The sequence below is a fragment of the Gammaproteobacteria bacterium genome, from assembly GCA_021648145.1.
Lineage (GTDB): Bacteria > Pseudomonadota > Gammaproteobacteria > JAADGQ01 > JAADGQ01 > S141-38.
Genome location: JAKITI010000009.1, coordinates 73,922 through 99,727, shown reverse-complemented (window position 1 = coordinate 99,727; position 25,806 = coordinate 73,922). Strand labels below are relative to the sequence as shown.

Here is a 25,806-nt window from a genome sequence, read left to right as displayed (position 1 = left end):
AAAAGGATACAAACTTTAACTACTAAATCTCAGTTTGTTGGAAACAATTATAAAAAAAGGAATAATTTGATACAAGATCTTGTAGTATTTATTTATACGAGATAAAAAATTTGAGTAAAGAATAAAATATGGCCTCTATAAAAAGCAGCTTATCTATTTTACTGATTATTTTTCTTATTGCAGTCACGGCTGTGCTATCAAAGAATATTTCAGTTCAATCTATACAAAAAAATGAATCTGTTTTTCATAATCAACCGCTTGTTTTTGAAAAAAATATGGGACAGTTTGATTCAGGTATCGATTTTGTCTCTCGCAATGATCATCTGAATCTCTATTTAGCTGCAAATTATGCAAAAATTTCATTTTCTCGATCAAACACAGCCAACAATATAAAAATAAAATTTCTTGGTGCAAATAATCTTTCTAAAGTTCAAGGAATAAATCAAAAATCAGGAAAAATTCATTATTTTTCAGGACAAAAAAAAGAGGCTTGGCAGAATAATGTGTCTCTTTATGAAAAAGTGACTTATCAATCCATTTATCCTGGTATTGATTTGATTTATCATGCTAATCATGGTGTGCTTGAATATGATTTCGTTGTGGCACCGAATATTGACTATCAAACAATCAAATTAAAATTTGAAGGGACTGAAAATATTGAGCTAAGTGAAACAGGCGATCTTCTGCTTTACTTTAATCAAGGCACTATTGTTCAAAAAGCACCGCTGGTTTATCAGGAGAAAAATAATATAAAACAAATAATAGAGAGCCAGTATTTATTGGCAGATAATAACGAAGTCTCATTTTTGATTGCTGATTATGATGAAACAAGAGCGCTTATTATTGATCCTGTACTCACTTATGCCAGTTATTTAGGGGGCGCAGACAACGAAGAGGGTAATGATATTGCTGTCGATAGTGATGGCAATACTTATATCATTGGAAGTACAAAATCTGTTGATTTTCCCATAAATAATTCACTTCAAGATCAATATGGGGGTGGAGAGTACGATCTATTTATCAGCAAATTTGATGTTGATAATACCCATATTTTTACCTCCTATTTAGGCGGGTCAGGTGATGATAAAGGCTTATCTATTGCTGTAGATAATAATTATATCTACATTGTTGGTGAAACCAATTCCAGAGATTTTCCAACGATGCTACCGATACAGTCCGCTTTGGCTGGTGATAAAAACTGTAATGAAGGCAAAGATGATTGTAATGATGCTTTTATTGCCAAGCTGAGTGCTGATGGATCAACACTTCTTTTTTCAACTTATTTAGGGGGTGATAACAAAGAAATTGCTCGCTCTATTGTTGTTGATGATGAAGAAAATGTTTATATCGCAGGTGTGACAACTTCCTATAATTTTCCAGTACAAAATGAAATTCAAAGTACTTTAAAACAGCAGGAAGCTTCAGCCAGTGAATTAAGAAGAAAGTGCGGGGTTAATCTAAATATCAAAAATCATGGTGATGCTTTTATCAGCAAGATTGACACTAATAATTTCAATTATATTTTTTCCACTTACTTCGGTGGCACATGTGTCGATGCCGCTTTTGGTATTGATCTGGATAATAGTAAAAATATATTTGTAACTGGGATGACAGCATCGCCTGATTTTCCAGTTCAAGTTGATAGTGATCTTTGTTCTAATTCTGAAATAGAAGAGGAAACATGTTTGCCATTCCAGGAAGACTTTAAATTTCAAACTGATATTTTTTTACTAAAACTGAACCCTGAAGGTAACAAGATATTATATTCAACCTATTTTGGTGATGATGGCGCTGAAGTCGGTTTGGATATTGCTGTTGATCATGCTGGAGCCGCGTATATCACCGGCTATACTGACTCACCAAATTTAGCTCACTTAAACCCTTTTCAAGGAAGTCATGGAGGTCAAAGAGATGCTTTTGTTGCCAAATTCAGTTCAGAAAAAGGTGGGCTTCTCTACTCCAGTTATTTAGGGGGAGATAAAGATGATGAAGGTCACAGTATTGCGGTTAATACTCAATATGAAGTTTATATTGCTGGAAAAACAAGCTCTGATAATTTTCCTGTTTGTAATCCAATAAGGAGTGTTTATGGAGGAAAAGGTGATGCTTTTATCTCTAAGTTCTATCTCCCTTCTGATGAAAAAAGACTGGATAGTAACCTTTGTAAAATCCCCATGAGTAACGATGACCCAGGTTTACTTAAACTCGAGTATTCCAGTTATCTCGGTGGAAGCGCTAAAGACTCCATAAAAAGTATGGTACTAGATGAAGATATAAATTTTTCTGAAGTTCTTTTGGTAGGAAAAACAAAATCAACTGATTTAACAACAGTTAACCCTTTAGCAGGGTTCACAACGAACCAAGGCAAAGAGGATCTTTTTATTGCCAGATTAGAAGATAAGGGTAACCCGATTGATCTTTCCATTCTTGTCGATGATGTGCAAGATCCCGTGGAAGGTGAAGAAGATCTAAATTATATTATCACTCTGACAAACCAAGGTTCAAATGATGCAAATGACATTGTTATTTCCAGCACCTTATCTGAAGGTTTGGATTATATTTCGCATACAGTTGATGAGGGCGAATGTATTTATTCAAATTTAGTGGTGAAGTGCACTTTTGATCGGCTTGTGGCGAATAATCATGTGAATGTCAATATATTAGTTCGTGCAAGTCGGGGAGGTGTGCTGAGTAATACGGTACAAATTATAAGAGCCAATGAATCTGACCCGAATCTTTTAAATAATCGCTCTTTTGAAGAGACCAAAGTAGGTATTAAAGGCGGTGGTGGTGGTACTTTTAGTGCTATTAATTTATTATTTTTATTATTTTATACGGTTTTATTATCGAGAAAGCGTTTATGAAATATTCAATGAAAACCTTTTTAACTGTTATATTTTTAGCTCTCTTTATTTCATTTAAAGTTACTGCTAATCCTCTTGCTAATTCATCATTCCCAAGTGTGGATGGTGTGGTTCATTCGGTGGTTGAAGATAGTGCGGGTGGCTGGTTTATTGGGGGTGAATTCAGTGCTGTAGCAGGGGTTTCAACTAAAAATATTGCACGTATCAATTCTAACTATACTTTAGATGAAACCTGGAGCCCTAGCATTAATGGCTCGATACAGTTTATGATTTTATCAAAAGATGTCCTTTATGTTGCAGGGAAGTTCAGTGAAGTAGATTACCTGGCAAAATCTGACTCTGAAGAAATAACAACCATTACAAGAAACAATCTTGCGGGATTTAATCGTATTAATGGACAGCCTATGGCCTGGAACCCTGATGCAAATGGCTCTGTTCGTCAAATTATTTTAGATGAAAGTTGTAAAATGGCATTAGTCAAAGGTGAGTTTAGCCAGGTTGGGGGAACTCCATTTATAAATGAAGCACGTGTATCAACCATTCAACCATCAGCAGTTTGGGTGATTGATGAAACAATCAATCAACAAGATGTCGCAAATAGTGATCCAGATGCCCCCACGGTTTGGGTGACTCCGGCAGGTGGGATGTTTACAAAATCACAGGTGGCTACTTTTTCATGTAATGCGGGGGCAGGCAAAGCAGAAAATGAAGGGTGTACAGTTTACTGTGATGCTAGAAGCTTTCCTGGCCCGCCAACTACAGAAGAGTTAAATGAGTTTACGGGCCCTGTTGCTAACTCTGAATTTGCTTGTGATATACGCAAGCGACTCGGTGGCATTACAAATCAAATTGTCTATATTAAATTTTTAGCTGTAAATGAAAATGGAACCCCAAGTGAGATGCAGACAAAAGTATTTCTATTTGATCCCAAAAGACCCTTAACAACGGCGTGTCCATCAACAACAGTTTTCGATTCAAAAACAAAAAAAGTCACACTCCATTGCAGTGATATAGGTAAAGGGTGTGGTAAAACATATTATTCAACGGATGGCACTTACCCAACAGTTGATAATGCTTTAATCTATGAGGGTCCGTTTGAGTTGGATGGCAATAACACAAACTATATTGTACGTTTCTTTTCTGAGGATGAGGCGGGTAATCAAGAGGCGGTTAAACAAGAGAGTTATATCGGAATTTATGGAGGCTTTGGTGCGCTTCATCCGTTGTCTATTTTACTACCACTTTTGATTTTAGTTTATCGGCGTATCACATAAAAAGGAGCTGATGATGGCGATCAGGGCTTATCAAAAAATCGTTCCACAAATTGCACCCTCAGTTTATGTGGATGAAAGCGCTCAGGTTATTGGTCAGGTTGTTATCGGTGAAGATTCATCAGTATGGCCTTTGGTGACAATACGCGGTGATGTGAATCATATTACGATTGGAGCGTGTAGTAATATTCAGGACGGTTCAATCCTGCATGTGACTCATGCCAACCAAGAAACTCCAGAAGGCTACTCTTTAACGATCGGAAATCATGTCACGGTGGGTCATGGCGTTATTCTACATGGCTGTACGATTGGTGATTATTGTTTGATAGGAATGGGCGTGACGATTCTTGATGGCGCGGTGATTCCACCTTACACCATGATTGGTGCGGGTGCTCTTGTATCGCCAGGTAAAATTCTTAAAGGTGAGTCACTCTGGTTGGGGCAACCCGCACGTAAAGTACGATCACTGACTCAAGAAGAAAAAGACTTTCTACACTATTCAGCAAAGCATTATGTCGGACTAAAAAATAACTACCTAGACTCCATTTAAAGCATATTTAATCGCTTTTATACGCCGTTGCCATAGCTTATTTGCGAATGCTTGACCTTGGAGCCCCATCTCTAAAATCTCTTTTGTATTAACTGCGGCAGCAGCTCTATATGCCTGCCTAAAAATCTCTATTTGAGGATAGGGTTGATCTTCCATTCCTAACCTACCTTGTGAATCTGCCAGGCAGGTGATTAAAAATTCTTCAAAGCGCTCTGGTCGACGAAATGCATCCAGTGCCTGAATTGTTTTTAGCAGCGTGCTCGTTTTAAGTTCTTCAGCACGGTGACAGTGCGTGTGATAGCGCGTTACAAGAATAGCAAGGTCACGATGCTCACGAGGCACACGAAGACGCTTACATAACACCTTGGCTAATTTCACACCACGCTCTTCATGACCTGAATGTTTGGGTAAAATATCTTTAGGAGTGTTACCTTTACCCAAATCGTGAACCAGTGCTGCAAAGCGAATGGTTGATTCACTGGATAACTGTGCAGAACGATCCAATACCATCATTGTATGTATGCCAGTATCAACCTCAGGGTGATATTTGGCATTCTGTGGCACGCCATAAAGACTATTAACTTCTGGAAACAGTGGCTTTAATGCACCACATTGGCGTAATACTTCAAAAAAAATGGAGGGTTTATCTTCACATAATGCACGAACCACTTCAGCCCAGACACGCTCAGGAACCAATGCATCCACTTCTCCACTTGTCACCATACTTTTCATCAGAGTAAGGGTTTCATCGGCAATATAAAAACCAAATGATGCAAAACGAGCTGCAAAACGAGCGACTCGTAATATTCGCACAGGATCTTCACTAAAAGCGGGGGAGACGTGACGTAAGCGGCGGTTTTTTAAATCTTCAACGCCACCAAAGGGGTCAACGACCTCTCCTTCAGGTGATTCTGCTATTGCATTAATGGTTAAATCACGACGTGATAAATCTTCTTCCAGCGTCACCGAGGGCGAAGCAAATACTTCAAAGCCTTTATAACCGAGTGCTGTTTTTCGTTCGGTGCGTGCCAGAGCATACTCTTCGTGAGTTTTAGGGTGTAGAAAAACCGGAAAATCACGACCGACCTGCTTGAATCCCTGGGCGAGCATTTGCTGCTGGGTTGTACCCACGACGACCCAATCCTGATCTTTAACAGGCAATCCCAATTGCTTGTCTCTAACTGCGCCACCTACGGCATAAATTTTCAAGTTATTCCGTGCTCGTTTCTAAAGTAATTGTTATGTTTATTATTTGGCGTTATGATGTGTAAATATATATGTAATTATACACAAAGGTGCGCCCATGAGAACAAATATTGTAATTGATGATAATTTAATGATTGATGTGCTTCAAATTACTGGGTTAAAAACTAAGAGGGAGGCTGTTGAATTAGGCCTTAAGACTCTTATTAGATTGAAGAAACAAGAAAAAATAAAACAATTTAAAGGTAAGCTAGAATGGCATGATGATTTAGATAGAATGAGAACTGATTAGTGATAATGGTAGATTCAAGTGTTTGGATTGACTATTTTAATGGCAAAGAATGCCCCGAAGTAGTTTATCTGGATACTATTTTAGGTGTGAAACCAGTTGTAATTGGCGATAATATTCTGACAGAAGTTCTTCAAGGCTTTAAGGGTGATAAAGAGTACAAAACAGCAAAACAGTTACTGACTGCTTTGCCAGTGTTACAGTTGTCAAATAAAGTTCTCGCAGTTAAATGCGCAGATAATTATCGTGCTCTTAGAAAAAGAGGAGTTACAGTAAGAAAAACTATCGATACGATTATTGCCACTTATTGTATAGAGCAAAATATCAAACTTTTATTTACTGATAGGGATTTTTTGCCATTTGTTGAATTTTTGGGTTTAAAATATGCTATCTGAACATAACTCTGTGTTAGCTCAATATTAAGGGGGAGAAAAAATTGTTATTTGAATGGGACGATAATAAAAATTCAAAAAATATAGATAAGCATGGTATAGACTTTAATGATGCTATTACTATTTTCGACGACGATGAACGTATTGAAGCAGTAGATGGTCGAAACGACTATGGAGAAGCAAAGCCAGGGGTTTTAATGGCGGTATATACTTGGAGGAAAAATCAAACTTCTCGACGAATGATTTCTGCCCGTACTGCCAGTAAAGACGAGAGATCACTTTACTATAGAATGAAGCGAAATTAAGGAGAGTATTATGAGTAATGAAACTATAAACGAACGAAAAAAAGGTGATCCCACTAGCGGAAAAACAGATTATGAGAGATTAAAAAATCTGACAGAAGAAGAAATAGAAGAGAATGCAAAATCTGACTCGGATGCGCCCTTACTTTCCAATGATGACTTAAAAAAATTCAAGCATATCAATAAAAGCAAGGATTAAATCATGAAAAATGAAGTTATTAAAAACCATATAAAAGGACACAAGCACATAGGAAAGACAAACTGGAGCAAAATAATAGAGCGATCAGCTGAGGTAGTTGTAGATAAAGAAAACCCAGAGCTTGTATTTAAAAAAATATTCAATAAGCCAAATAAAACTAAAAAGAGCTAACAAGTAGCTCCATATTACACAAAAAAAAGCCCCTTCGGGCGGCCAATGAGCATGGCGTTGGATATATCAAGTGGGAACGGCGTTATGTTTAGTCAATTAAATCAGAGCGTGCAATTTGACCCACTTCAAGGCAAAATGTCAAAAAACATCTAAAATAATAAGCGACATTAACAATGCTTTGGGTTAAAGCTTTTCATATTATAGCCATGGTGACTTGGTTTGCGGGCTTATTTTATCTGCCTCGGTTATTTGTCTACCATGCAAGTTGTGATGACAAACTGGGTTCTGATCGCTTTAAAGTGATGGAACGCAAGCTTTACATCATGATGACCATTGGTGCAGTGATTACGACGGCACTCGGCGTGTGGTTACTCTACTCTTATGCATGGCAGAGTTACGCCCACATGGGCTGGCTACATATGAAACTGGCTTTAGTCTTGGGGTTATTTGTCTACCACTATTACTGTGGAACAATTGTAAAAAACTTTAGAGAGGATATAAATAAAAAAGACCATAAATTCTATCGCTGGGTTAATGAAGCACCTACGATATTCCTCGTTGTAATCACTCTTTTGGTGGTTGTAAAACCCTTTTAAAATGCTTTTTAAAGTCGCTTTTACAAAAATAAACGATTTTAAAAAGTATCTTTGATTAATAAGAAAAATCAATTACTAAAGTGATTGTTTAAGCGTGCTGTTATTATGCCGCAGGATATTTTTATGTAAAAAGTAACAAAGGATGTTTCACCTAAAATTATCCAAAAAGGGAGGGTTTATGGCACAGCAATTGAATGCGTCATTAGTGGGAGCTGCACTTGATTCAGCGCCCATCGGTATATTGATTTTTGATAAAAATGAACGGCTTGTTTGGGCAAATAAAACCATTGAAAAGTTGTTTGATATTAATCAACATGACTTGATAGGTCAGTTAGCTGGTGATTTTGTAGGCAAAAAATATAAATACATTTTTTCATTTAAAGAGAGTTTTTGTCTGGAATCAACCTCTGATAGTCCTGAGTGTTGGTTGAAGTGCTGGCAAGAAAAATCAAAAAACGATAATGAAACAATTCGTTATTATTTGGATGTTACAACCGAACACCAATTTCAGGCTGACTATAATAAACTAAGAGAGACCCTCAAGCAGAAGGCAACACATGACCCTGTGACAGGCTTGCTGAATGGTCGTGGTATGCAAAAAATACTCGAGCCTCTCATATCACGAAGCCGTCGCTATGAGAATGATCTTTCCATTATACGAATGCGCTTGCAGAGTGGCCAAAAGAGTCAATCAATAACAGATCATGAATTAGTCACAGCGGGCTATTTATTGAAAGATAAAATGCGCTGGGCAGATCATATAGGGCATTTGGAAGGAGGAGAGTTTTTGCTTGTTTTGCCTGAAACTTCGGGTGACTCCGCAGAAAAACTTGCGATCAAGCTCTGCTGTATTATTGAGGATTTAAAGGTCAATCATGCGGATCAGGAAGCACCAATCTCTGTATGTTGCAGTATTGCCATGTGGGTTAAAGGTGATAACGTAACAACTCTGTTACAGCGCGCTGAAGATGTTTTGAAAAATGCCATCAGTGAAAACCATCAAGTATTGGTGGCTTGATTTTCGATTAATTCAGTGGGTGGATCCACACCCACTGAGATAGTTAAAAGTTAAAGCTCTACGCCTGAATTTTAACTGTTTCGGGAATATTAACGGCCACGGCAACAGGAAGGTGGTCTGACATATTAAAGTCAATGACTTCCAGTTGGCCTGAATGAAGTGATGGGGTGACTAAAATATGGTCAAGGCTGCGTGTGGGTCGCCAGCTGGGAAATGTTTTTGGTTGAACCTCTGGTACACAGAGCTGCGTTTTTTTCAGTAAACTGTCCATTTCACTGCTATTTACTTGACAGTTTAGATCCCCCATCAAAACGACATGCTCATAATCTTGAACAAGCTCACTCAGATAATCAATTTGCAATTGGCGAGTACGTTTACCCAGCGCTAAGTGAGCTACAACGATAACCATAGGTTGTTCAGGTAAACCGTAATGAGCAATGATGGCACCGCGTCCACGTATCACACCAGGGAGTTTATGCTCTTCTACTTTTGTCGGGCGAATACGTGCCAGAAAACCATTACTATTTTGAGCAATACGCCCTAAGTTTCGGTTTGTTTGATAGTACCAGAAAGGAAAGTGCCCCCGCTGCGCCAAAAATTCGATCTGATTGATATCATGACTCCGAATACTGCCCGCATCCACCTCCTGTAATGCAACTAGATCAAATTCACTGACCATGTGGGCGATATGTTCAAGGTTACCGAGGTTTTTAGCATGTGGCAGAAAATGCTTCCAGCTATGAGTGAAATAGTGTCTGTACCGACTGGAAGCCATACCAACCTGTATGTTGTAACTCAATAGTTTAAGTTGCTTAATAGGTTTTTTGTGCGTAGGTGTTTCAAATAACCGATCCATCGGTGGCTTTTGTAGATCAAAAGAGTGCTTTCCTGAGCTTATATTTGGCAAACTGTTTCTCCCATAATTTCCATAAGTTTAGCGTTTTCACCGTAATCTACGGGGCAGTCAATAACGCTTACAGTATCGTCCATCAAAGCTTGTTTGATTAATGGCAAAAGCTCTTCGGTTTTTTCAACACGATAACCTTTTGCACCAAAAGATTCTGCATAAGTGACAAAATCAGGGTTATTAAATTTAACGTGGCTGATGCGTCCATATGCTTTTCGCTGCTTCCACTCAATCAAACCGTAGCTGCTATCGTTCCAGATGAGTATGACGATGGGTATTTTATAACGCAATGCGGTTTCAATTTCTTGGGAGTTCATCATAAAACCAGCATCTCCTGTGACTGCAATTATTTTACGGTCAGGGAAAGCTAGGTGAGCACCGATGGTGCCTGGTACAGCAATACCCATACTGGCAAAGCCATTCGAGATAATGCAGGTATTGGGAAGCTCGCAGCGAAACATACGTGCCATCCACATTTTATGTGCGCCCACATCACAAATTACAATATCTTTTTTGTCGAGCGCTGTGCGCAGATCCCAAATTATTTTTTGAGGTTTTACAGGAAATGAGAGGTCATCGGAGTGATGATTCATCTCATGGATCAACGCTTCACGCAGTGGGCGGTGCAAATCTCCACTTTGAGGTTTGGCTATGTCTGCAATGCGATTTAAACTGTCACCAATATTGCCGACGACACCGATATTGACAACATAACTGGAGTCTACCTCGGCCGGAGACATATCAATATGAATCAGCGTGCGATCACGTGTTTTATGCCACAAATGAGGGTGGTATTCGACGAGATCATAGCCAATACAGATGATGACATCCGCATCCTGAAAGCCACAACTGGTATAGTCTCTTGTTTGTAAACCGGCAGTGCCCAGAGCCATTGGGTGTTGAAAGGGAATCACACCTTTTGCCATAAAAGTATTAGCAACGGGTATATTTAATTTTTCTGCAAAATGAGCGAGCTGAGTGGATGCTTTTCCTCTAATCACTCCATTTCCGGCAAGAATTAAAGGGTTACGTGCTTCTGAGATTATTTTTGCAGCACGCTGCACACGATCAGCAGAGGGTTCAGGCATTTTTGATTGGTGAGCAGGAATCAGCATGACATCATCCGCTTCCATGTCCGCAATATTTTCAGGAAATTCGATAAAGCAGGCGCCAGTTTTTTCTGTTTGTGCTAATTTAAATGCTTTACGCACCACTTCTGAAATAATATTTGGGGAGACAAGTTGGGCGGAATATTTTGTTACGGGGCGAAAAATATTTTGTAAATCGAGCACCTGATGAGAAATTTTATGCAGACGATCTGTTCCAGCCTGGCCTGCAATAGCAATCAGGGGTGCATAATCCATATTGGCATCGGCAACGCCTGTGAGCAGATTGGTGGCACCAGGCCCGAGTGTGGCTAAACATACACCGGGCCGTCCGGTCAGTCGTCCATAGACATCCGCCATGAATGCCGCACCTTGCTCATGACGCGTTGTAATAAACTGGATGTCTGACTCCAGCAGTGCATCCATAAGTGCCAGGTTCTCTTCACCGGGAATACCAAATATATACTCGACACCTTCATTTTCGAGGTTTTTTATAAACAGCTCTGCAGCTTTCATTTTTGAAGCCGTCTGTTTTCTTTAGCAATCAGATAGTCAACCACCTCAAAAACTTTTTCAGCACCAATTTTACCGGGTCCTACACGATATTTTCCATTGATCACAATTGTGGGTGTTGATTTAACCCCCAATTTTTTGACTAATTGAATCGCTCTTTTTGTTTTGCTTGCAACACCAAATGAGTTAAAGGCCTTTTTGAATTTGGCTGTGTCAATACCTTGCTCTTCAAAAAAATTCTGAATTTGTGACTCATTATCCAGTGCTTTTCTACGTTGATGAATATAAGTAAAAGCAGCTTGGTGGGCTTGCTCCAGAATGCCTAATGCTTCTGCAGTGTAATAAAGCTTTGCATAATTTTCCCACTCAGGGCGGAACATCACTTGCAGGCGACTGAATTTTACATTTTCTGGCTTATCCTCCAGCCACTCTTCAATATCAGGTTGAAATTTAAAACAGTGTGGGCAGCTATAAGAGTAGGCTTCAATGACTTCAATATGACCTTTGTCACTTGTTGTTTGGATGGGAGGATTAATGATTTCATAGTCTACACCCGCTTGGTAACTCGCCCATAAAGTGCTGGGTAGCACTAGCAACAAACATAAAATAGAGACTCTGTTTTTTAAGAATTGCATCTTGTGATTCCTATATGATCAATAATTCAGTAAAAATAAAATAATAAACAACGGTTTGATTTATCACCACTCTGTGTGTAACGTCGCTACTTGAGCATTAAACGATTGAAGGAGTATATACCTATGTCACCCAGCCAAATCGAATTAACAAAGATTCTCAATCAACAGTATCTCTGTGAGTCTCTTACAATCAAAGAAGTTCAAACACTTTTAGAGTATATGGAGGTCGTTATTTGTGATAAAAAAGAGATCATAGCCGAGATTGGCGAAGTTGGGGATGCTCTCTATTTTGTTGTTGATGGCAAAGTGGCTCTACTTCATGAAGAGCATGGTAATGAGGTTGAGGTTGGCACGATGGGAGAGGGGCAGCTGATTGGTGAGATGTCATTTTTTGATCGTAAACCACGTGACTTGCGTATTGTTGCTAAAAAAGAGCAGACTCAATTATTGAAGCTTTCGCGCCCAATGTATGATCGCTTACGCGTTGAGCACCCCTATATTGCAGTTAATTTGCTTGAACATGCGATTGTCAGTCTGGATGAGCTGGTTCGTAGTGTCAGTCATGATGAAGCTCAGCTTTCTCGCTATATTTTTGGTAAAGGCAAGCGGTGACCCTTTAAGGTTAAATCATATCCATTGGGTCAACATCTAATGACCACCTGACTTTTCGTGCAGTCTTTAGTTTTTCCAGTTTGGGTATCCAGATTTTGAGCAGTCGGTGTAGATCAACGCGCTCTACGGATTGTAAAATAAGTTGCGCTCTGAAACGTCCGGCTCGTCGCTCCATAGGGGCGGGCACAGGGCCAAATATTAATATATTTTGATGTTCACTACTGTCAATCAACTCGGTTGCTTGTTCTAAAAATAAGCTCGGAAGTTTAGAGTTTGTTGCTTCTGCACGTAACAACGCCATACTGCAATAAGGGGGGAGTTCTGCTGTGAAGCGCTCTTGCATCACCAGCTTGGAAAATTCATGATATCCCTGCTGGATCAGTGCCTGTAACAGTGGGTGATCAGGGTGATGAGTTTGAATTAGTACTTCTCCCGGCTTTTCTTCCCGCCCAGCTCGTCCTGTTACTTGAATAATGAGCTGCGCCATGCGCTCACTCGCACGAAAATCAACACCAAAGAGTCCTTGATCCGCATCTATAATACCGACCAGAGTGACATTAGGAAAATGGTGACCTTTTGCTAGCATCTGGGTTCCGACCAATAACTGGCTGTGCCCTTCATGAATATTTTTCAGGCACTGTTCCATGGCTCCTTTACGAGATGTGCTGTCACGATCAATGCGCTCAATACCATAATCAGGAAAGTGTTGCTTTAGTATTTGTTCGACACGCTCGGTGCCATATCCCCGTGAAATCAGCTTTGTTTCCTGGCATTTTGGGCAGTTTGTTGGCATACGGTGTTGTGAGCCACAATGATGGCAGCAGAGCTTTAGTCGATTTTGGTGAAAAGTCATGGTGGCATCACAGCGTCGACACTCTGCAACCCAGCCACATGTATGGCAAATTACGCTCGGTGCATAGCCACGTCGATTAAGAAACAGTAAGACTTGATTACCTGCTTCAAGGTGATGTCGAATGGCTTTCAGCAGCGAAAGAGATAAATTGCTTTCCATCGCACGGTTACGAATATCCAGCAATTTTATCGTTGGTTTTTGTGCGCTACCGGCTCGTTTTGTCAATTTAAGAGATTGGTAACGTCCCAAAAACACATTACGCAAACTCTCGAGTGACGGGGTGGCTGAACCTAATATGATAGGTACGTTGGCTTGGCTTGCTCGCATGACAGCAACATCACGCGCATGATAACGAAAGCCCTCCTGCTGCTTAAACGATATATCGTGTTCTTCGTCAATAATAAAAACACCAGGAGCGTGCAGCGGCAAGAATAGTGCTGAACGTGTTCCAATCACAATCGCTGCCGTACCATCTTTTGTCTGTAACCAGGCATTCAGACGCTCCCGATTGCTTATTTCTGAATGAACAACGACCAGTGGTACAGAAAAACGTGCTTTAAAGCGCTCAACCAGTTGAGGTGTTAAACCAATTTCAGGGACTAACACCATCGCTTGACGGTTTTTTTGAATGACGGCTTCAATAATACGAAAATAGACCTCTGTTTTACCGCTTCCTGTCACGCCATCCAATAAAAAAGTCTGAAACTTTGAGAGTGATTCTGTGACTGATTGAACCGCTTGCTGCTGATTTTGATTTAATTCAAGTAATGACTCTTTGAATTTTTTTGTTTTAGGGCTAGAGGCTACTGTGGGTGCTTTGCACGCTTCCAGCCATCTATTATTAATAAAAATATTAATAATGCGCCGCCAACTTTGAGTCACTTCTGAGAGTTGAGGGGCACTGAGTCCTTGTTTATGTTTTTGGAATAGTTTTAGAAATATTTTCTGTTGAGGTGCTTGTTTGAGCTCATCAATATCAACCTTAAGGCCCGTTAGCGTTAGTTTCCAGTGATTAATATTTTTATAATCGGCCTCTTTTCCTTGCCTTAGCAGAGGCGGAAGTGCGCTATTAATGACTTCACCAAGCGGGTAGTGATAATAAGTGGCTGCGAAGCGGCTTAATTGAAAAATATCATGGGATATAACAGGTTGTTGATCTAATATCTCGATCGCCTCTTTCAGACGATATTGAGGTTTTACACTATTTTTGCAAACCTCAACTAAAACGCCAATATGGTCGGAGCGACCGAATGGAATTCGAATTCTTATGCCCGGTTGAAGCTCACAGGAGCCTGAGTCTATCGCGCCATCTGATTTTGGAGGAAGGTAGTCAAAAAGAGAGTATAAAGGAACAGGAACAGCAATACGCAATATCGTTAGTGGGTTTTTTTGCTTTTTTTCAGCGTGACCCATTACGTGTTGAGTATATATTAGCTGCTGCGTGTTACCGAAAACTCAGCCAAGGAGATAAGTGCTTGTTTATAGGGAGACTCAGGAATAATTGAGAGTGCATCAATCGCTTTTTGAGACTCTTTCCAGGCCAGATCAGTTGTGTATTTCAATGCGCCTGTCGATATGATTGCACTCATTACGCTATCTATATTTTCAAGGCCACCCTGTTCAATACTATGACGAATAATTTCGACCTGCTCAGGGGTGCCTTTACGCATTGCATAAATAAGGGGAAGCGTAGGTTTGCCCTCTGCAAGGTCATCACCTACATTTTTCCCCATCTCTTCCGCAGAGGCACTGTAATCCAGCACATCATCAATGAGCTGAAATGATGTACCTAAATAGCGTCCATAGTCTGCCATTGCACTCTCTTCTTCTTTCGATGAGTGATTCACAACAGCGCTTAATTGTGCGGCTGCTTCGAATAGTTTCGCTGTTTTAGAGTAAATGACTTTCAGGTAGCTTGCTTCTGTTGTGTTGGCATCATTGCAATTAAGCAGTTGCATGACTTCGCCTTCAGCAATGGTATTAGTGGTTTCTGCCAAAATAGACATCACTTTCAGATTTTTGATTTCAACCATCATCTGAAATGCGCGCGAATAGAGAAAATCACCGACTAGAACGCTGGCTTCATTACCCCATACTGAGTTTGCTGTTTTTTTACCGCGACGCAACTCAGAAGCATCAACAACATCATCATGTAACAGAGTTGCGGTATGAATAAACTCAATGATTGCCGCAAGATTAATATGATCTTGTTGCCGATAACCGACCGCACCCGCACTCAGCAGTGTTAATAATGGACGAAGCCGTTTACCACCACTACTTATAATGTATTGGCCGAGTTGGTTGACAAGTACGACTTCAGAAGAGAGCCGGTCTTTGATGATCAGGTTAACCGTATTCATGTCATCAAGGACAAGCGATCTGATGCTTTCAAAAGTCATATAAGCAGCATCGGGTTCTTTTATACAGTAAGATTTCTGCATATCTCTAGACTTTGGTTTAATTTAAATACTTTAATAAAATTATTCTCAGTAGTGATTGTAGAAGTGAACGGTCATCATACACAAGTTTTTTCATGAAAATAAACAAATTTGATTTGGTTAGCCATAGCGAGTAGAATCGCGCGTTCGTTTCACGGTCGGGCAAGGGCATTTTGCATACTGCCGTCCGTCTGGATCAAAAGAATATTTGGAGAATTTTATGTACGCGGTAATCAAAACCGGCGGTAAACAGTACCGCGTTGCCAATGGGGATACGATCAAAGTAGAAAAAATTGATGTCGAGGAAGGAGTTAATATCGATATTGATCAGGTGCTTATGGTTGCCGATGGTGATGATGTAAAAGTTGGCGCACCTTTTGTTGACGGTGGAAAGGTATTAGCGACTGTGATGAAACATGGTCGTGGTAAAAAAATTAAAATCGTTAAATTTCGTCGCCGTAAACATTCGCGTACCCAGATGGGACATCGCCAATGGTATACCGAGTTGCATATCGTCGGTATTTCTGCTGGTTAGGAGCGTCCAAGTTATTTCGTGACCGTTCCTTAACGATAAATTAATACGATAGATATTGGAGAAAGATAATGGCTCATAAAAAAGCAGGTGGTAGTACTCGCAATGGTCGTGACTCGGAGTCTAAGCGATTAGGCGTAAAACGTTACGGAGGACAGGAAGTCCTTGCGGGTAATATTATTGTCAGGCAGCGTGGAACACGCTTTCACCCAGGGCTTAATGTAGGGTGTGGTCATGATCACACGTTATTTGCTAAATCAGCGGGTAAAGTCGTATTTGAGATCAAAGGCCCTAAAAATCGCCAGTTTGTAAGCGTGGTTCCTAATTGATCACTCTATAGCGCTATATGACTCAATAAAAAGCCCCGTTTTACGGGGCTTTTTTCGTTTAATAATCTAATTTTTAATGCCATGAAATTTATAGATGAAACCGTTATTCATGTTTATGCCGGAAAAGGGGGGAATGGTTGCCTGAGTTTCCGACGTGAAAAATATATACCCAGAGGTGGCCCCGATGGCGGTGATGGGGGAGACGGAGGAAGCATCTATCTAGTCGCTGATGTGAGCTTAAATACGCTTGTTGATTTTCGTCATACTCGAAATTTTAGAGCCGAGAGCGGTCAGAATGGAATGAGTCGTAATTGCACAGGAAGAAAAGGGAGTGATAACTTTATTCGAGTGCCTGTTGGAACGGTTGTTTGCGATGATGAAACGGGTGAAGAGATTGGTGACTTAGTCAGCGAAGGCCAAAATCTACTGGTTGCACAAGGTGGATTTCATGGTTTGGGGAATATTCGCTTTAAATCCAGTGTGAATCGTGCTCCACGTCAAACATCAAATGGTTCTCCTGGTGAGGCACGAAAGCTACGCTTAGAGCTTAAGTTACTTGCTGATGTAGGGCTTCTTGGGTTTCCCAATGCAGGTAAATCGACACTGGTTCGCTCTGTTTCTGCTGCCGAGCCAAAAGTAGCAGACTACCCCTTTACAACTCTGCATCCAAGCTTAGGGGTTGTGAGCCCTGCTCCTTACCGTAGTTTTGTTATGGCCGATATCCCTGGGCTGATTGAAGGCGCTGCGGATGGTGCAGGTCTGGGCGTGCGTTTTCTCAAACACTTATCACGTACTCGTTTATTGTTGCATATCGTTGATATCGCACCTTACGAAGAAGAGTCTGACCCAGCCAAAGCCGTGCTTGATATTGAGAACGAGTTAAAAAAATATAGTGAGCAACTCTTTAAACTACCCCGTTGGTTAGTGTTTAATAAATGTGACCTACTTTCTGAAATAGAGGCGAACGAACGTTGTCAAAATGTTGTTCGGCAGCTCAATTGGAAGGGGCCAGTATTTCAAATATCAGGGATGAGTAAAGTAGGAACACCTCAGCTCTGTTATGCCATTATGGAGTATTTAGAGCAAGAGGCAGAAGAGAATAGTAAAACTTGATTTGAGCAGGTGATAAATAAAGTGAAAACTCGAGAACAATTAGGGCGTTCAAAGCGCTGGATCATTAAAGTAGGCAGCTCCCTTCTCACAAATCATGGTAAGGGGCTTGATTATGAGCTCATAGATGACTGGGTCAAGCAAATCGCTCAGTTACACCATGAAGGGCATGAAGTGATACTCGTTTCATCAGGTGCTGTTGCTGAGGGAGTGACGCGCCTGAATTGGTCGCATCGTCCAGATGCACTGCATGAGTTGCAAGCGGCGGCGGCTGTTGGACAAATGGGGTTAATTCAAGCTTATGAATCCCGCTTTCAAAAGTATGATCTGCATACTGCTCAAATTCTATTAACTCATGCAGATCTTTCTAATCGGCGTAGATACCTTAATGCACGAAGCACATTGGCGACGTTGTTGAAGATGGGTGTCATTCCGGTTGTTAATGAAAATGATACGGTTGCTGCGGATGAGATCCGTTTTGGTGACAATGATACCTTGGCAGCGCTCGTTGCAAATTTGGTGGAAGCTGACTTGCTGGTTATTTTAACGGATCAAAATGGCATGTACGATAGCGACCCTAGAAATAACCCTGAAGCTCAATTAATCAGCGAGGCACAGGCTGGAGATCCCGAGCTGGATCAACAAGCCGCAAGTGGGGCGGTAGGCGAATTTGGTCGTGGTGGTATGTTAACCAAGGTAAGAGCCGCCGTACGAGCTTCTCGTTCAGGCACATCGGTTATTATCGCATCGGGTCGTGAAGAGAGTGTTTTGTCAAAGATCGCCTCAGGTCAATCAGTCGGTACATTGCTTCACCCCAATCAAGATTCATTGGCCGTGGCTCGTAAGCGCTGGTTGGCTGAGCTGCAGCCTCAGGGCTCACTGAGGCTTGATGATGGCGCTGTTATGGCATTAAAAAGCAGCGGTGGAAGTTTGTTAGCCATTGGAGTTGTTGATGTCAAAGGTACATTTACTCGAGGTGATCTTGTGATCTGCATGAATGAATCTGGACAAGAAGAGATCGCACGGGGGCTGGTGAACTACAATGCTGATGAAGTAGAGAAGATTAAAGGTAATAGTTCTGACACTATTCAGAGTTTAATCGGCTATCTTAGAGAGACAGAGGTTATTGGCAGAGATAATCTGGTGTTGACCCAATCAGAATAACAAATGAAAACAAACAAGCAGTGCGCATTTGGCAGGCACTGCTCGTTCCTTAGAAATTCATTTTTACATCGCTTGGATGTGTGAATTCAAACGGCTCTTATGGCGAGCGGCTTTATTTTTGTGAATAATACTTTTATTCACCATAGTATCAATGATAGGGACTGCTGCTTTATAGGCACTTTCAGCCGTTGTTTTCTCGCCACCAGAAATGGCCTTCAATACATTTTTAATTGCTGTACGCATTTTTGAACGATTTGCCGTATTACGTTGACGGCGTGTTTCCGCTTGTCTGGCACGCTTTGCAGCCTGTTTAGAATTTGCCAAGTTTTGACTCCTACTGTAAGTGTCATAGTGTGATTAAAAATAACGCTGGATTATGCGTTTCTATTTTCGATTTGTCAAATCATCAATCAATTCAAGTAACTTGTTGATTTTTATTGAGTTAATTAGATATCAACATTTTCAACGGATAATGCATGCTTTTCTATAAAATCACGTCGTGGCTCAACTTGATCGCCCATCAATGTTGTAAAAATTTCATCTGCGCTCATCGCATTTTTAATGGTAACAACTAATAAGCGCCGTGTTTCAGGATCCATTGTCGTTTCCCATAATTGATCAGGGTTCATCTCCCCTAATCCTTTATAACGTTGAATATTTAAACCACGTGATGCTTCTTTTAGAAGCCAGGCAATCATCTGTTTAAAGCTGAAAATAGCTTGCTTTCTTTCGCCGCGTTGAACATAGGCATCATGACCTAATAAGCCGTTCAAACTTTGACCTAACTTTTGAATGCTGCGGTATTCAGCTGAATCAAAGAAGTGTTGGTCAAGAATGTGTTGCTTGGTATTGCCATGATTAAGCTCATTAATAGTGATTTGATATTCAGATGGGTCTTTATATTCGAGAGTAATATTAAAGTGTGATTGAATATTGTCATCGTTGTTTAATGTTTCTTCCAAATTCTGACACCATAAATTCAATGCAGAATGGTCATCTTTGTTAAATGTCGAATAAATCATTTTTTCAAAGACGGCAGGGTGCGTTCTACTGGAGATGCGATCAATAACCGACATAACCATTTGGTGTTCACTTATTAAATTTTCTAAGGCCTCCCCTTTTATCGCTGGAGCATCACTATTAACAAAGAGCCCTGCGTTATCCAGTGCGGACTGTAAAAGATATTGGTTTAATTCAAAGTCATCTTTTACATAGCGTTCTTGACGCCCTTTTTTTACTTTGTAAAGCGGTGGTTGTGCAATGTAGATATGGCCTCGTTCAAAAAGTTCGGGCATTTGACGATAGAAAAAAGTCAGCAAGAGGGTGCGGATATGTGAGCCATCTACGTCTGCATCGGTCATGATGATAATGCGGTGATAGCGCAATTTATCTGGGTTATACTCATCTTTACCAATTCCACAGCCAAGAGCAGTAATCAGCGTTCCAACCTCTTGGGAAGAGATCATTTTATCAAAACGAGCTTTTTCTACGTTTAGAATTTTTCCCTTCAGTGGTAAAATGGCCTGATTACGACGGTCCCTTCCCTGCTTTGCTGACCCACCCGCAGAGTCGCCCTCCACAATAAATATTTCAGATTGCGCGGGGTCTTTTTCCTGGCAGTCAGCCAGTTTTCCAGGCAACCCGGCAATATCCAAAACTCCTTTTCGGCGAGTCATTTCTCTCGCTTTACGCGCGGCTTCACGTGCACGCGCAGCCTCAACCATTTTTCCCGCTAATATTTTGGCTTCTGCGGGGTTTTCTAAAAGAAATTCATTAAGTTTTTCATTAACAATGGACTCAACGACAGGTTTTACTTCTGAAGAAACCAGTTTGTCTTTTGTTTGAGACGAAAACTTAGGGTCAGGTATTTTGACTGAAAGCACTGCAGTTATGCCTTCTCGTGCATCATCTCCTGTTGTTGATACCTTCTCTTTTTTTGTAATGCCCAGACTTTCAATATATTGATTTAAAGTGCGTGTTAACGCGCCACGAAAGCCAGCAAGGTGTGAGCCGCCATCGCGCTGAGGAATGTTGTTGGCATAACAAAAAATATTCTCTTGATAAGAGTCATTCCACTGCATGGCAACTTCAACGACGACATCAGATTTTTCGGCACTAAAATGCAAAATAGTATTATGAATGGGTGTTTTGTTTTTATTAAGATGCTCAACAAAGGCTTTTATTCCACCCTCATACTTAAAAATATCTGTTTTACCTGATTTTTCATCAATTAATTCAATATGTACACCAGAGTTTAGAAATGACAGCTCACGTAGACGCTTTTCCAGGATTTCATAGTGCATTGTTAAATCACCAAACGTTTCTCCGCTAGGTTTGAAATAAATTTGTGTTCCGGTTGAGTCAGCTAAGCCAGATTCTTTAATAGGTGATACGGGGTTGCCATGTTCGTAATTTTGCGTGTAAATTTTTCCGTTGCGATGAATGGTCAAAGTTAACTTTTCAGACAAGGCATTTACGACAGACACCCCTACTCCATGTAATCCACCAGAAACTTTATAGGAGTTGTCATCAAATTTTCCCCCGGCATGTAAAACGGTCATGATGACTTCAGCGGCAGAAATCCCCTCTTCCGAGTGAATATCAACAGGAATGCCACGGCCATCATCTTGAACGGTTATTGAATCATCTGCATGAATCGTTACGACTATTTTTGAACAGTGCCCTGCAAGTGCTTCATCTATAGAGTTGTCAACAACCTCGAACACCATATGGTGCAAGCCTGTTCCGTCATCAGTATCACCAATATACATGCCGGGTCGCTTTCGGACAGCATCAAGCCCTTTGAGCACTTTAATGTTGGATGAATCGTATGTTGGTGATGTATCTGAACTCATGTTGATAGCTCCGATTAATGATCGTTGTGGGTTGATTTATTAGGGCTCGCTGGATTATACCATCTCTTTGACTTCACCATGTTTCACGTGAAACAATCGCGTGTTTTCAAATGTCTCTAGAGCTAACATTTTAGGATCGGTGGTCGTTACAAAAATTTGTGTGCCTAAAGAGTATAGAGAGCCTAGTAATGTACTGCGGTGACTTTTATCTAGCTCTGCAGGTAAGTCATCAATAAGAATGGTGTTTGAGTTATTTGATTTTTTTGAAAAGAGTGCGCATTGAGCTAAATAGAGTGCGCAGGTAAAAAGCTTTAACTGTCCACCTGAGAGTTTTTCTTGCACTGGTTGTCCATCTACCTTAAACAAGAGGTCTGAGCGATGAGGGCCTTTCTCGGTAAATCCAAACTTCATATCTTTGTTGTAGGTTTTAGTTAGCATAGAGATGTATTCCAATTCTAGAGGCCATCCCGCTAAATACTCCATTGATATAGGGCCAATATCAATCAACTCATTTAAGTAATGAATTAATCGTTCAAAAAAAATATTCACGTAAATTTTTCTTGATGAATGAATTTTCAGGGCATGTTCTTTTAGCTCTTGATTCCAAAAACTATAGAGCGGCTTTTCACTGATTTTTTGCCTGAGCAGTGAGTTACGCTGTTTTAATGCTTTTTGATATCTGACTGAGTGCTCTAAAAAGGAGTGTTCCACGTGGAACACTCCCCAATCTAAAAACTTTCTTCTCAGGCTAGGCCCTTGGAAAAGTAAGCTTTTACTGTCAGGGGTGATTAAGGTCAGAGGTAAATGTTTTATAAGATCGGATGATTTTTTAAGCGGTTGGCCTGAAAGTTGTATTCTGATTTTTTTGTTAGAAAACTCTAAGCCAATTTTTTTCTCGTAGCCAGTGTTATTAATACTTGTAGTGCAAAATATTTGAAAAGAATTTTTATCTTTAGTGATAATGTTTTTTTGTTTTTGAGTTCTAAATGATCGGGCGCGACCCAATAGGTAGATCGCTTCCAATAGACTGGTTTTCCCACTGCCATTATCTCCATAAAAAACATTCACATTGGGTGATAATTTAATATCAACACTCTTTAGATTTCTCAGGTTATTGATGAGTAGGCGGTTAATTGTCATTTTTTGATAGGAGTAGCGACTTAATCAATTTATATGTGCATAGGCATGACAACATATTTCGAGTTATGATCTCCTTCACCTTTGATTAGGCAGCTGCTATCAGAGTCTTTTAATAAAAGATGAATACTTTCTGTTGTGAGAATTGATATTGTTTCTAGAAGATACGTTACATTAAAGCCAATTTTTAGATTTTCACCGCTGTAAATGATTTCAATCTCTTCTTCGGCTTCCTCTTGTTCAGGGTTGTGTGTGTCGATTTGTAATAAGTTGTCTGAAAAAATCAAGCAAACACCACGATATTTTTCATTGGATAAAATCGAGGTCCGTGCTAATGCTTGTTTTAAGTTCTCCCTGTTAACAACAACCTCTTTGTCGCTATCACTAGGTATGACTCTGTTGTAGTCAGGATAATTCCCATCAATAAGCTTTGAAGTAAAACTCATACTTTTTGTTTTAATCTGAATGTGGTTGCTGCTGATTGAAATGTAAATCTGTTCGTCGTTATCTTCTAGTAGACGTGCTAACTCCAGTATGCCTTTTCTAGGCACAATAATTTTTGAGCTTTGATTGTTTGTATTGCAATCAATTTCACTGAAAGCAAGCCGATGTCCGTCTGTGGCGATCGCTTTAATGGTATTTTCTGATATATCGAGTAAAAGGCCATTAAGGTAATAACGAACATCCTGCAGGCCCATTGCGAATGTGGTTTTTCCCAAAAGCTCTTTCAGTTGAAATTGTTCAATTGAAAACTCTGTTGGATCTTTCAGAGCCTCAATGTTGGGAAAATCTTCGACGGGAAGCGTCGAGAGTATGAACCGACTGCGGCCTGACTGGATCGTCACTCGTGAGTTTGGTGAGGTTGTGAATTTTATTTCAGAATTTGGTGGCAAGGCTTTGCAAATATCAATAAGTTTTCTAGCAGGCAGTGTGATTTCAAATGGTTCCGCAACTTCATAGGGAATAGCGGAAACCATCTCAATTTCAGTATCTGTTCCGACAAAGGTTAATGTGTTGCCATCAGCTTTAATTAATAAATTAGATAGAACAGCCAATGTCTGTTTTTTTTCTATAATACCACCCACAGTTTGCAGTGGTTTTAATATATCTTCTCTGTTAATTAATATATTCATTATGCATTCTTTAGTTTGTTACGGTTAAAGTTAGTTGTAAAAATTACAAAATACTTTTATTTTTCATGTAGTTAAGAGTTTTTCGTCTGTATTAAAAAGTTATATTAAAAGGTTTTATCCCTTCCCCTTTTTTATTCACATGATATAAATATTATGTTGTGAGGGTTCTTAATAAATTAGTATAATCCTCACCTATCCGGCGATCCGCTTCTCGTAATTCTGTAATTTTTCGGCAGGCATGCAGTACAGTTGTATGATCCCTGCCACCAAAAGCGTCTCCTATTTCAGGTAGGCTGTGGTTGGTGAGCTCTTTTGAAAGGCTCATGGCGACTTGTCTTGGGCGAGCTATGGCACGAGTTCTTCTTTTTGAAATCAAATCTGTAACGCGCATTTTATAGTAGTCTGCCACCATTTTTTGAATATTTTCAATGGTGACAAGTTTGTCTTGCAAGGAGAGCAGGTCTTTTAATGCTTCTTTGGTGAGTTCAAGTGTAATGGCTTTCCCTGTAAATCGGGAATTAGCAACAACACGTTTCAATGCCCCTTCAAGTTCGCGTATATTAGATCGGATGCGTTTGGCAATAAAAAAAGCAACTTCATCAGGAAGCTCAATATTTGCCTGGGCCGCTTTGCTCATCAAAATAGCAACACGGATTTCTAGCTCAGGCGGCTCAATAGAGCAAGTCAGCCCCCAGCCAAAACGAGATTTAAGGCGATCCTCAAGTCCATCAATCTCTTTGGGGTAGCGATCGCATGTCATAATGATCTGTTGTTGGCCTTCCATGAGTGCATTAAATGTATGAAAAAATTCTTCTTGTGAGCGCTCTTTGCCAGCGAAAAATTGAATATCGTCAATGAGTAAAGCATCAAGTGTTCGATAATAGCGTTTGAACTCATTGATGGTGTTGTGCTGGAGCGCTTTTACCATGTCTGCTACAAAGCGTTCGGAGTGTAGATAGGCGACACGTGCTTGTGGCTTGTGCGTAAGCATCATATTGCCTACAGAGTGCATCAAGTGTGTTTTCCCAAGTCCAACCCCCCCATAAATGAATAAAGGGTTGTAGGCTTCACCTGGGTTTTCAGCCACTTGTTTTGATGCAGCGCATGCCATCTGGTTTGACTTCCCCGCAACAAAATTTTCAAAAGTATAGTTACCTTGAAGTGCGCTGGTGCTGTTGTTGGTTACGTTGCGTTGCGTTATTTGTTGATTAAATTTTGGTTCTTTTGAAGTTGGAGCGACCGTCGATTTTTTTTGTATTGAGCCCATTTCGAGGGTGACCAAGGGCGGCTTGCCAGTCAAGTTCTTGATTGTTGTTTCAATGTCATTGAGTAAACGTTCATTGACCCAGTCCATAACAAATCGATTCGGTGCCAGTAGGTTCAGGGTTCCATTTTTTTCAACGGCTTGCAAGGGGCGAATCCAGGTATTGAACTGTTGGGCGCTCAGATCACCTTCTAGTCGCTCCAAGCACATTTGCCACAAAGATGAACTCACAAATTTTGCCTCTTCTTAAATTATTTTTTAAACTGGATTTTTAAATTATGCAGGATGCTCTTGCTTGATTATACGTCTTGAAATAAGTTATCCACAAGTCTTTCTGTTGATATTTTCTTTAATTTTTTGTGG

General features: G+C 40.2%; 26 protein-coding genes. 15 read left to right on the top strand and 11 right to left on the bottom strand.

The window, feature by feature from the left end; translation table 11 throughout:
* Window positions 1–128: 128 nt before the first annotated feature.
* The 3 genes from L3J70_07550 to L3J70_07540 are packed head-to-tail and all read left to right on the top strand — an operon-like array spanning window position 129 to window position 4,685.
* Window positions 129–2,864 (top strand): SBBP repeat-containing protein, encoded by a 2,736-nt coding sequence (locus tag L3J70_07550; GenBank protein ID MCF6236213.1) that lies wholly within the window; start codon window positions 129–131, stop codon window positions 2,862–2,864.
* Window positions 2,861–4,138, top strand: a complete 1,278-nt coding sequence (locus L3J70_07545; protein ID MCF6236212.1) for a chitobiase/beta-hexosaminidase C-terminal domain-containing protein — start codon at window positions 2,861–2,863, stop codon at window positions 4,136–4,138. The genes L3J70_07550 and L3J70_07545 overlap by 4 nt, the downstream gene beginning before the upstream one ends.
* 10 nt (window positions 4,139–4,148) lie before the next feature.
* A complete protein-coding gene (locus L3J70_07540; GenBank protein MCF6236211.1) occupies window positions 4,149–4,685 on the top strand; it encodes a gamma carbonic anhydrase family protein in 537 nt (178 codons plus the stop codon).
* On the opposite strand, the gene L3J70_07535 is transcribed toward L3J70_07540, so the two are convergent.
* Complete coding sequence (locus L3J70_07535; protein ID MCF6236210.1) at window positions 4,671–5,894, bottom strand: multifunctional CCA addition/repair protein; 1,224 nt, start codon at window positions 5,892–5,894, stop codon at window positions 4,671–4,673. The two genes, L3J70_07540 and L3J70_07535, sit on opposite strands and share 15 nt — an antisense overlap.
* Before the next feature lie 94 nt (window positions 5,895–5,988).
* Between L3J70_07535 and L3J70_07530 the strand changes: the two genes are divergently transcribed.
* From L3J70_07530 to L3J70_07500, 7 genes are all read left to right on the top strand, one after another.
* Window positions 5,989–6,180: a type II toxin-antitoxin system VapB family antitoxin gene (locus L3J70_07530; GenBank protein ID MCF6236209.1), complete on the top strand. Its 192-nt coding sequence runs from the start codon at window positions 5,989–5,991 to the stop codon at window positions 6,178–6,180.
* Window positions 6,180–6,572 carry a PIN domain nuclease gene (locus L3J70_07525; GenBank protein MCF6236208.1) on the top strand — a complete coding sequence of 131 codons (393 nt, stop codon included), beginning with the start codon at window positions 6,180–6,182 and terminating at the stop codon, window positions 6,570–6,572. The genes L3J70_07530 and L3J70_07525 overlap by 1 nt, the downstream gene beginning before the upstream one ends.
* A gap of 41 nt (window positions 6,573–6,613) precedes the next feature.
* A complete protein-coding gene (locus L3J70_07520; GenBank protein ID MCF6236207.1) occupies window positions 6,614–6,874 on the top strand; it encodes a BrnT family toxin in 261 nt (86 codons plus the stop codon).
* A gap of 10 nt (window positions 6,875–6,884) precedes the next feature.
* Entirely contained in the window at window positions 6,885–7,070 is a 186-nt protein-coding gene (locus L3J70_07515) for a hypothetical protein (GenBank protein ID MCF6236206.1), read from the top strand.
* Window positions 7,071–7,073: 3 nt separating this feature from the next.
* Complete coding sequence (locus L3J70_07510) at window positions 7,074–7,241, top strand: hypothetical protein (GenBank protein MCF6236205.1); 168 nt, start codon at window positions 7,074–7,076, stop codon at window positions 7,239–7,241.
* A gap of 173 nt (window positions 7,242–7,414) precedes the next feature.
* Window positions 7,415–7,837, top strand: a complete 423-nt coding sequence (gene hemJ, locus L3J70_07505) for a protoporphyrinogen oxidase HemJ (GenBank protein ID MCF6236204.1) — start codon at window positions 7,415–7,417, stop codon at window positions 7,835–7,837.
* Between the two features lie 178 nt (window positions 7,838–8,015).
* Window positions 8,016–8,855: a diguanylate cyclase gene (locus tag L3J70_07500; GenBank protein ID MCF6236203.1), complete on the top strand. Its 840-nt coding sequence runs from the start codon at window positions 8,016–8,018 to the stop codon at window positions 8,853–8,855.
* Between the two features lie 58 nt (window positions 8,856–8,913).
* Here L3J70_07500 and L3J70_07495 read toward each other — a convergent pair whose 3' ends face one another.
* The 3 genes from L3J70_07495 to L3J70_07485 are packed head-to-tail and all read right to left on the bottom strand — an operon-like array spanning window position 8,914 to window position 12,016.
* Complete coding sequence (locus tag L3J70_07495) at window positions 8,914–9,762, bottom strand: endonuclease/exonuclease/phosphatase family protein (GenBank protein ID MCF6236202.1); 849 nt, start codon at window positions 9,760–9,762, stop codon at window positions 8,914–8,916.
* Window positions 9,750–11,384, bottom strand: coding sequence for an acetolactate synthase large subunit (locus tag L3J70_07490; GenBank protein ID MCF6236201.1), 1,635 nt, complete (start codon window positions 11,382–11,384; stop codon window positions 9,750–9,752). Before L3J70_07490 ends, L3J70_07495 begins: the two co-directional genes overlap by 13 nt.
* Complete coding sequence (locus L3J70_07485; protein MCF6236200.1) at window positions 11,381–12,016, bottom strand: thiol:disulfide interchange protein DsbA/DsbL; 636 nt, start codon at window positions 12,014–12,016, stop codon at window positions 11,381–11,383. Before L3J70_07485 ends, L3J70_07490 begins: the two co-directional genes overlap by 4 nt.
* 123 nt (window positions 12,017–12,139) lie before the next feature.
* Between L3J70_07485 and L3J70_07480 the strand changes: the two genes are divergently transcribed.
* Window positions 12,140–12,628 (top strand): cyclic nucleotide-binding domain-containing protein, encoded by a 489-nt coding sequence (locus L3J70_07480; protein ID MCF6236199.1) that lies wholly within the window; start codon window positions 12,140–12,142, stop codon window positions 12,626–12,628.
* A gap of 10 nt (window positions 12,629–12,638) precedes the next feature.
* On the opposite strand, the gene L3J70_07475 is transcribed toward L3J70_07480, so the two are convergent.
* On the bottom strand, window positions 12,639–14,894 hold the full coding sequence (locus L3J70_07475; GenBank protein ID MCF6236198.1) for a primosomal protein N': 2,256 nt from the start codon (window positions 14,892–14,894) through the stop codon (window positions 12,639–12,641).
* A gap of 17 nt (window positions 14,895–14,911) precedes the next feature.
* On the bottom strand, window positions 14,912–15,880 hold the full coding sequence (gene ispB, locus L3J70_07470; GenBank protein ID MCF6236197.1) for an octaprenyl diphosphate synthase: 969 nt from the start codon (window positions 15,878–15,880) through the stop codon (window positions 14,912–14,914).
* 259 nt (window positions 15,881–16,139) lie between these two features.
* On the opposite strand from ispB, the gene rplU reads away from it, so the two are divergent.
* From rplU to proB, 4 genes are all read left to right on the top strand, one after another.
* Window positions 16,140–16,454, top strand: coding sequence for a 50S ribosomal protein L21 (gene rplU, locus L3J70_07465; protein ID MCF6236196.1), 315 nt, complete (start codon window positions 16,140–16,142; stop codon window positions 16,452–16,454).
* Between the two features lie 68 nt (window positions 16,455–16,522).
* A complete protein-coding gene (rpmA, locus tag L3J70_07460; GenBank protein ID MCF6236195.1) occupies window positions 16,523–16,780 on the top strand; it encodes a 50S ribosomal protein L27 in 258 nt (85 codons plus the stop codon).
* 81 nt (window positions 16,781–16,861) lie between these two features.
* Window positions 16,862–17,893: an Obg family GTPase CgtA gene (gene cgtA / locus L3J70_07455; GenBank protein ID MCF6236194.1), complete on the top strand. Its 1,032-nt coding sequence runs from the start codon at window positions 16,862–16,864 to the stop codon at window positions 17,891–17,893.
* A 21-nt stretch (window positions 17,894–17,914) separates the two neighbouring features.
* Window positions 17,915–19,054 (top strand): glutamate 5-kinase, encoded by a 1,140-nt coding sequence (gene proB, locus L3J70_07450; GenBank protein MCF6236193.1) that lies wholly within the window; start codon window positions 17,915–17,917, stop codon window positions 19,052–19,054.
* A 63-nt stretch (window positions 19,055–19,117) separates the two neighbouring features.
* On the opposite strand, the gene rpsT is transcribed toward proB, so the two are convergent.
* From rpsT to dnaA, 5 genes are all read right to left on the bottom strand, one after another.
* A complete protein-coding gene (rpsT, locus tag L3J70_07445; protein ID MCF6236192.1) occupies window positions 19,118–19,378 on the bottom strand; it encodes a 30S ribosomal protein S20 in 261 nt (86 codons plus the stop codon).
* Between the two features lie 122 nt (window positions 19,379–19,500).
* Complete coding sequence (gene gyrB / locus L3J70_07440) at window positions 19,501–21,909, bottom strand: DNA topoisomerase (ATP-hydrolyzing) subunit B (GenBank protein MCF6236191.1); 2,409 nt, start codon at window positions 21,907–21,909, stop codon at window positions 19,501–19,503.
* A gap of 54 nt (window positions 21,910–21,963) precedes the next feature.
* Window positions 21,964–23,049 (bottom strand): DNA replication/repair protein RecF, encoded by a 1,086-nt coding sequence (gene recF / locus L3J70_07435; GenBank protein MCF6236190.1) that lies wholly within the window; start codon window positions 23,047–23,049, stop codon window positions 21,964–21,966.
* A gap of 29 nt (window positions 23,050–23,078) precedes the next feature.
* Window positions 23,079–24,179: a DNA polymerase III subunit beta gene (dnaN, locus tag L3J70_07430; protein ID MCF6236189.1), complete on the bottom strand. Its 1,101-nt coding sequence runs from the start codon at window positions 24,177–24,179 to the stop codon at window positions 23,079–23,081.
* Between the two features lie 151 nt (window positions 24,180–24,330).
* Window positions 24,331–25,653 carry a chromosomal replication initiator protein DnaA gene (gene dnaA, locus L3J70_07425; GenBank protein MCF6236188.1) on the bottom strand — a complete coding sequence of 441 codons (1,323 nt, stop codon included), beginning with the start codon at window positions 25,651–25,653 and terminating at the stop codon, window positions 24,331–24,333.
* Between the last annotated feature and the right edge of the window lie 153 nt (window positions 25,654–25,806).

Excerpts from the sequence above, each read along its gene's own strand:
- dnaA (MCF6236188.1), bottom strand. The coding sequence starts at position 25,653 with ATGTGCTTGGAGCGACTAGAAGGTGATCTGAGCGCCCAACAGTTCAAT.
- L3J70_07545 (MCF6236212.1), top strand. The coding sequence starts at position 2,861 with ATGAAATATTCAATGAAAACCTTTTTAACTGTTATATTTTTAGCTCTC.
- L3J70_07515 (MCF6236206.1), top strand. The coding sequence starts at position 6,885 with ATGAGTAATGAAACTATAAACGAACGAAAAAAAGGTGATCCCACTAGC.
- L3J70_07485 (MCF6236200.1), bottom strand. The coding sequence starts at position 12,016 with ATGCAATTCTTAAAAAACAGAGTCTCTATTTTATGTTTGTTGCTAGTG.
- rpmA (MCF6236195.1), top strand. The coding sequence starts at position 16,523 with ATGGCTCATAAAAAAGCAGGTGGTAGTACTCGCAATGGTCGTGACTCG.
- L3J70_07500 (MCF6236203.1), top strand. The coding sequence starts at position 8,016 with ATGGCACAGCAATTGAATGCGTCATTAGTGGGAGCTGCACTTGATTCA.
- L3J70_07480 (MCF6236199.1), top strand. The coding sequence starts at position 12,140 with ATGTCACCCAGCCAAATCGAATTAACAAAGATTCTCAATCAACAGTAT.
- L3J70_07540 (MCF6236211.1), top strand. The coding sequence starts at position 4,149 with ATGATGGCGATCAGGGCTTATCAAAAAATCGTTCCACAAATTGCACCC.
- hemJ (MCF6236204.1), top strand. The coding sequence starts at position 7,415 with ATGCTTTGGGTTAAAGCTTTTCATATTATAGCCATGGTGACTTGGTTT.
- rplU (MCF6236196.1), top strand. The coding sequence starts at position 16,140 with ATGTACGCGGTAATCAAAACCGGCGGTAAACAGTACCGCGTTGCCAAT.
- L3J70_07550 (MCF6236213.1), top strand. The coding sequence starts at position 129 with ATGGCCTCTATAAAAAGCAGCTTATCTATTTTACTGATTATTTTTCTT.
- L3J70_07530 (MCF6236209.1), top strand. The coding sequence starts at position 5,989 with ATGAGAACAAATATTGTAATTGATGATAATTTAATGATTGATGTGCTT.
- recF (MCF6236190.1), bottom strand. The coding sequence starts at position 23,049 with ATGACAATTAACCGCCTACTCATCAATAACCTGAGAAATCTAAAGAGT.
- cgtA (MCF6236194.1), top strand. The coding sequence starts at position 16,862 with ATGAAATTTATAGATGAAACCGTTATTCATGTTTATGCCGGAAAAGGG.
- gyrB (MCF6236191.1), bottom strand. The coding sequence starts at position 21,909 with ATGAGTTCAGATACATCACCAACATACGATTCATCCAACATTAAAGTG.
- L3J70_07490 (MCF6236201.1), bottom strand. The coding sequence starts at position 11,384 with ATGAAAGCTGCAGAGCTGTTTATAAAAAACCTCGAAAATGAAGGTGTC.
- L3J70_07475 (MCF6236198.1), bottom strand. The coding sequence starts at position 14,894 with ATGGGTCACGCTGAAAAAAAGCAAAAAAACCCACTAACGATATTGCGT.
- dnaN (MCF6236189.1), bottom strand. The coding sequence starts at position 24,179 with ATGAATATATTAATTAACAGAGAAGATATATTAAAACCACTGCAAACT.
- ispB (MCF6236197.1), bottom strand. The coding sequence starts at position 15,880 with ATGACTTTTGAAAGCATCAGATCGCTTGTCCTTGATGACATGAATACG.
- L3J70_07510 (MCF6236205.1), top strand. The coding sequence starts at position 7,074 with ATGAAAAATGAAGTTATTAAAAACCATATAAAAGGACACAAGCACATA.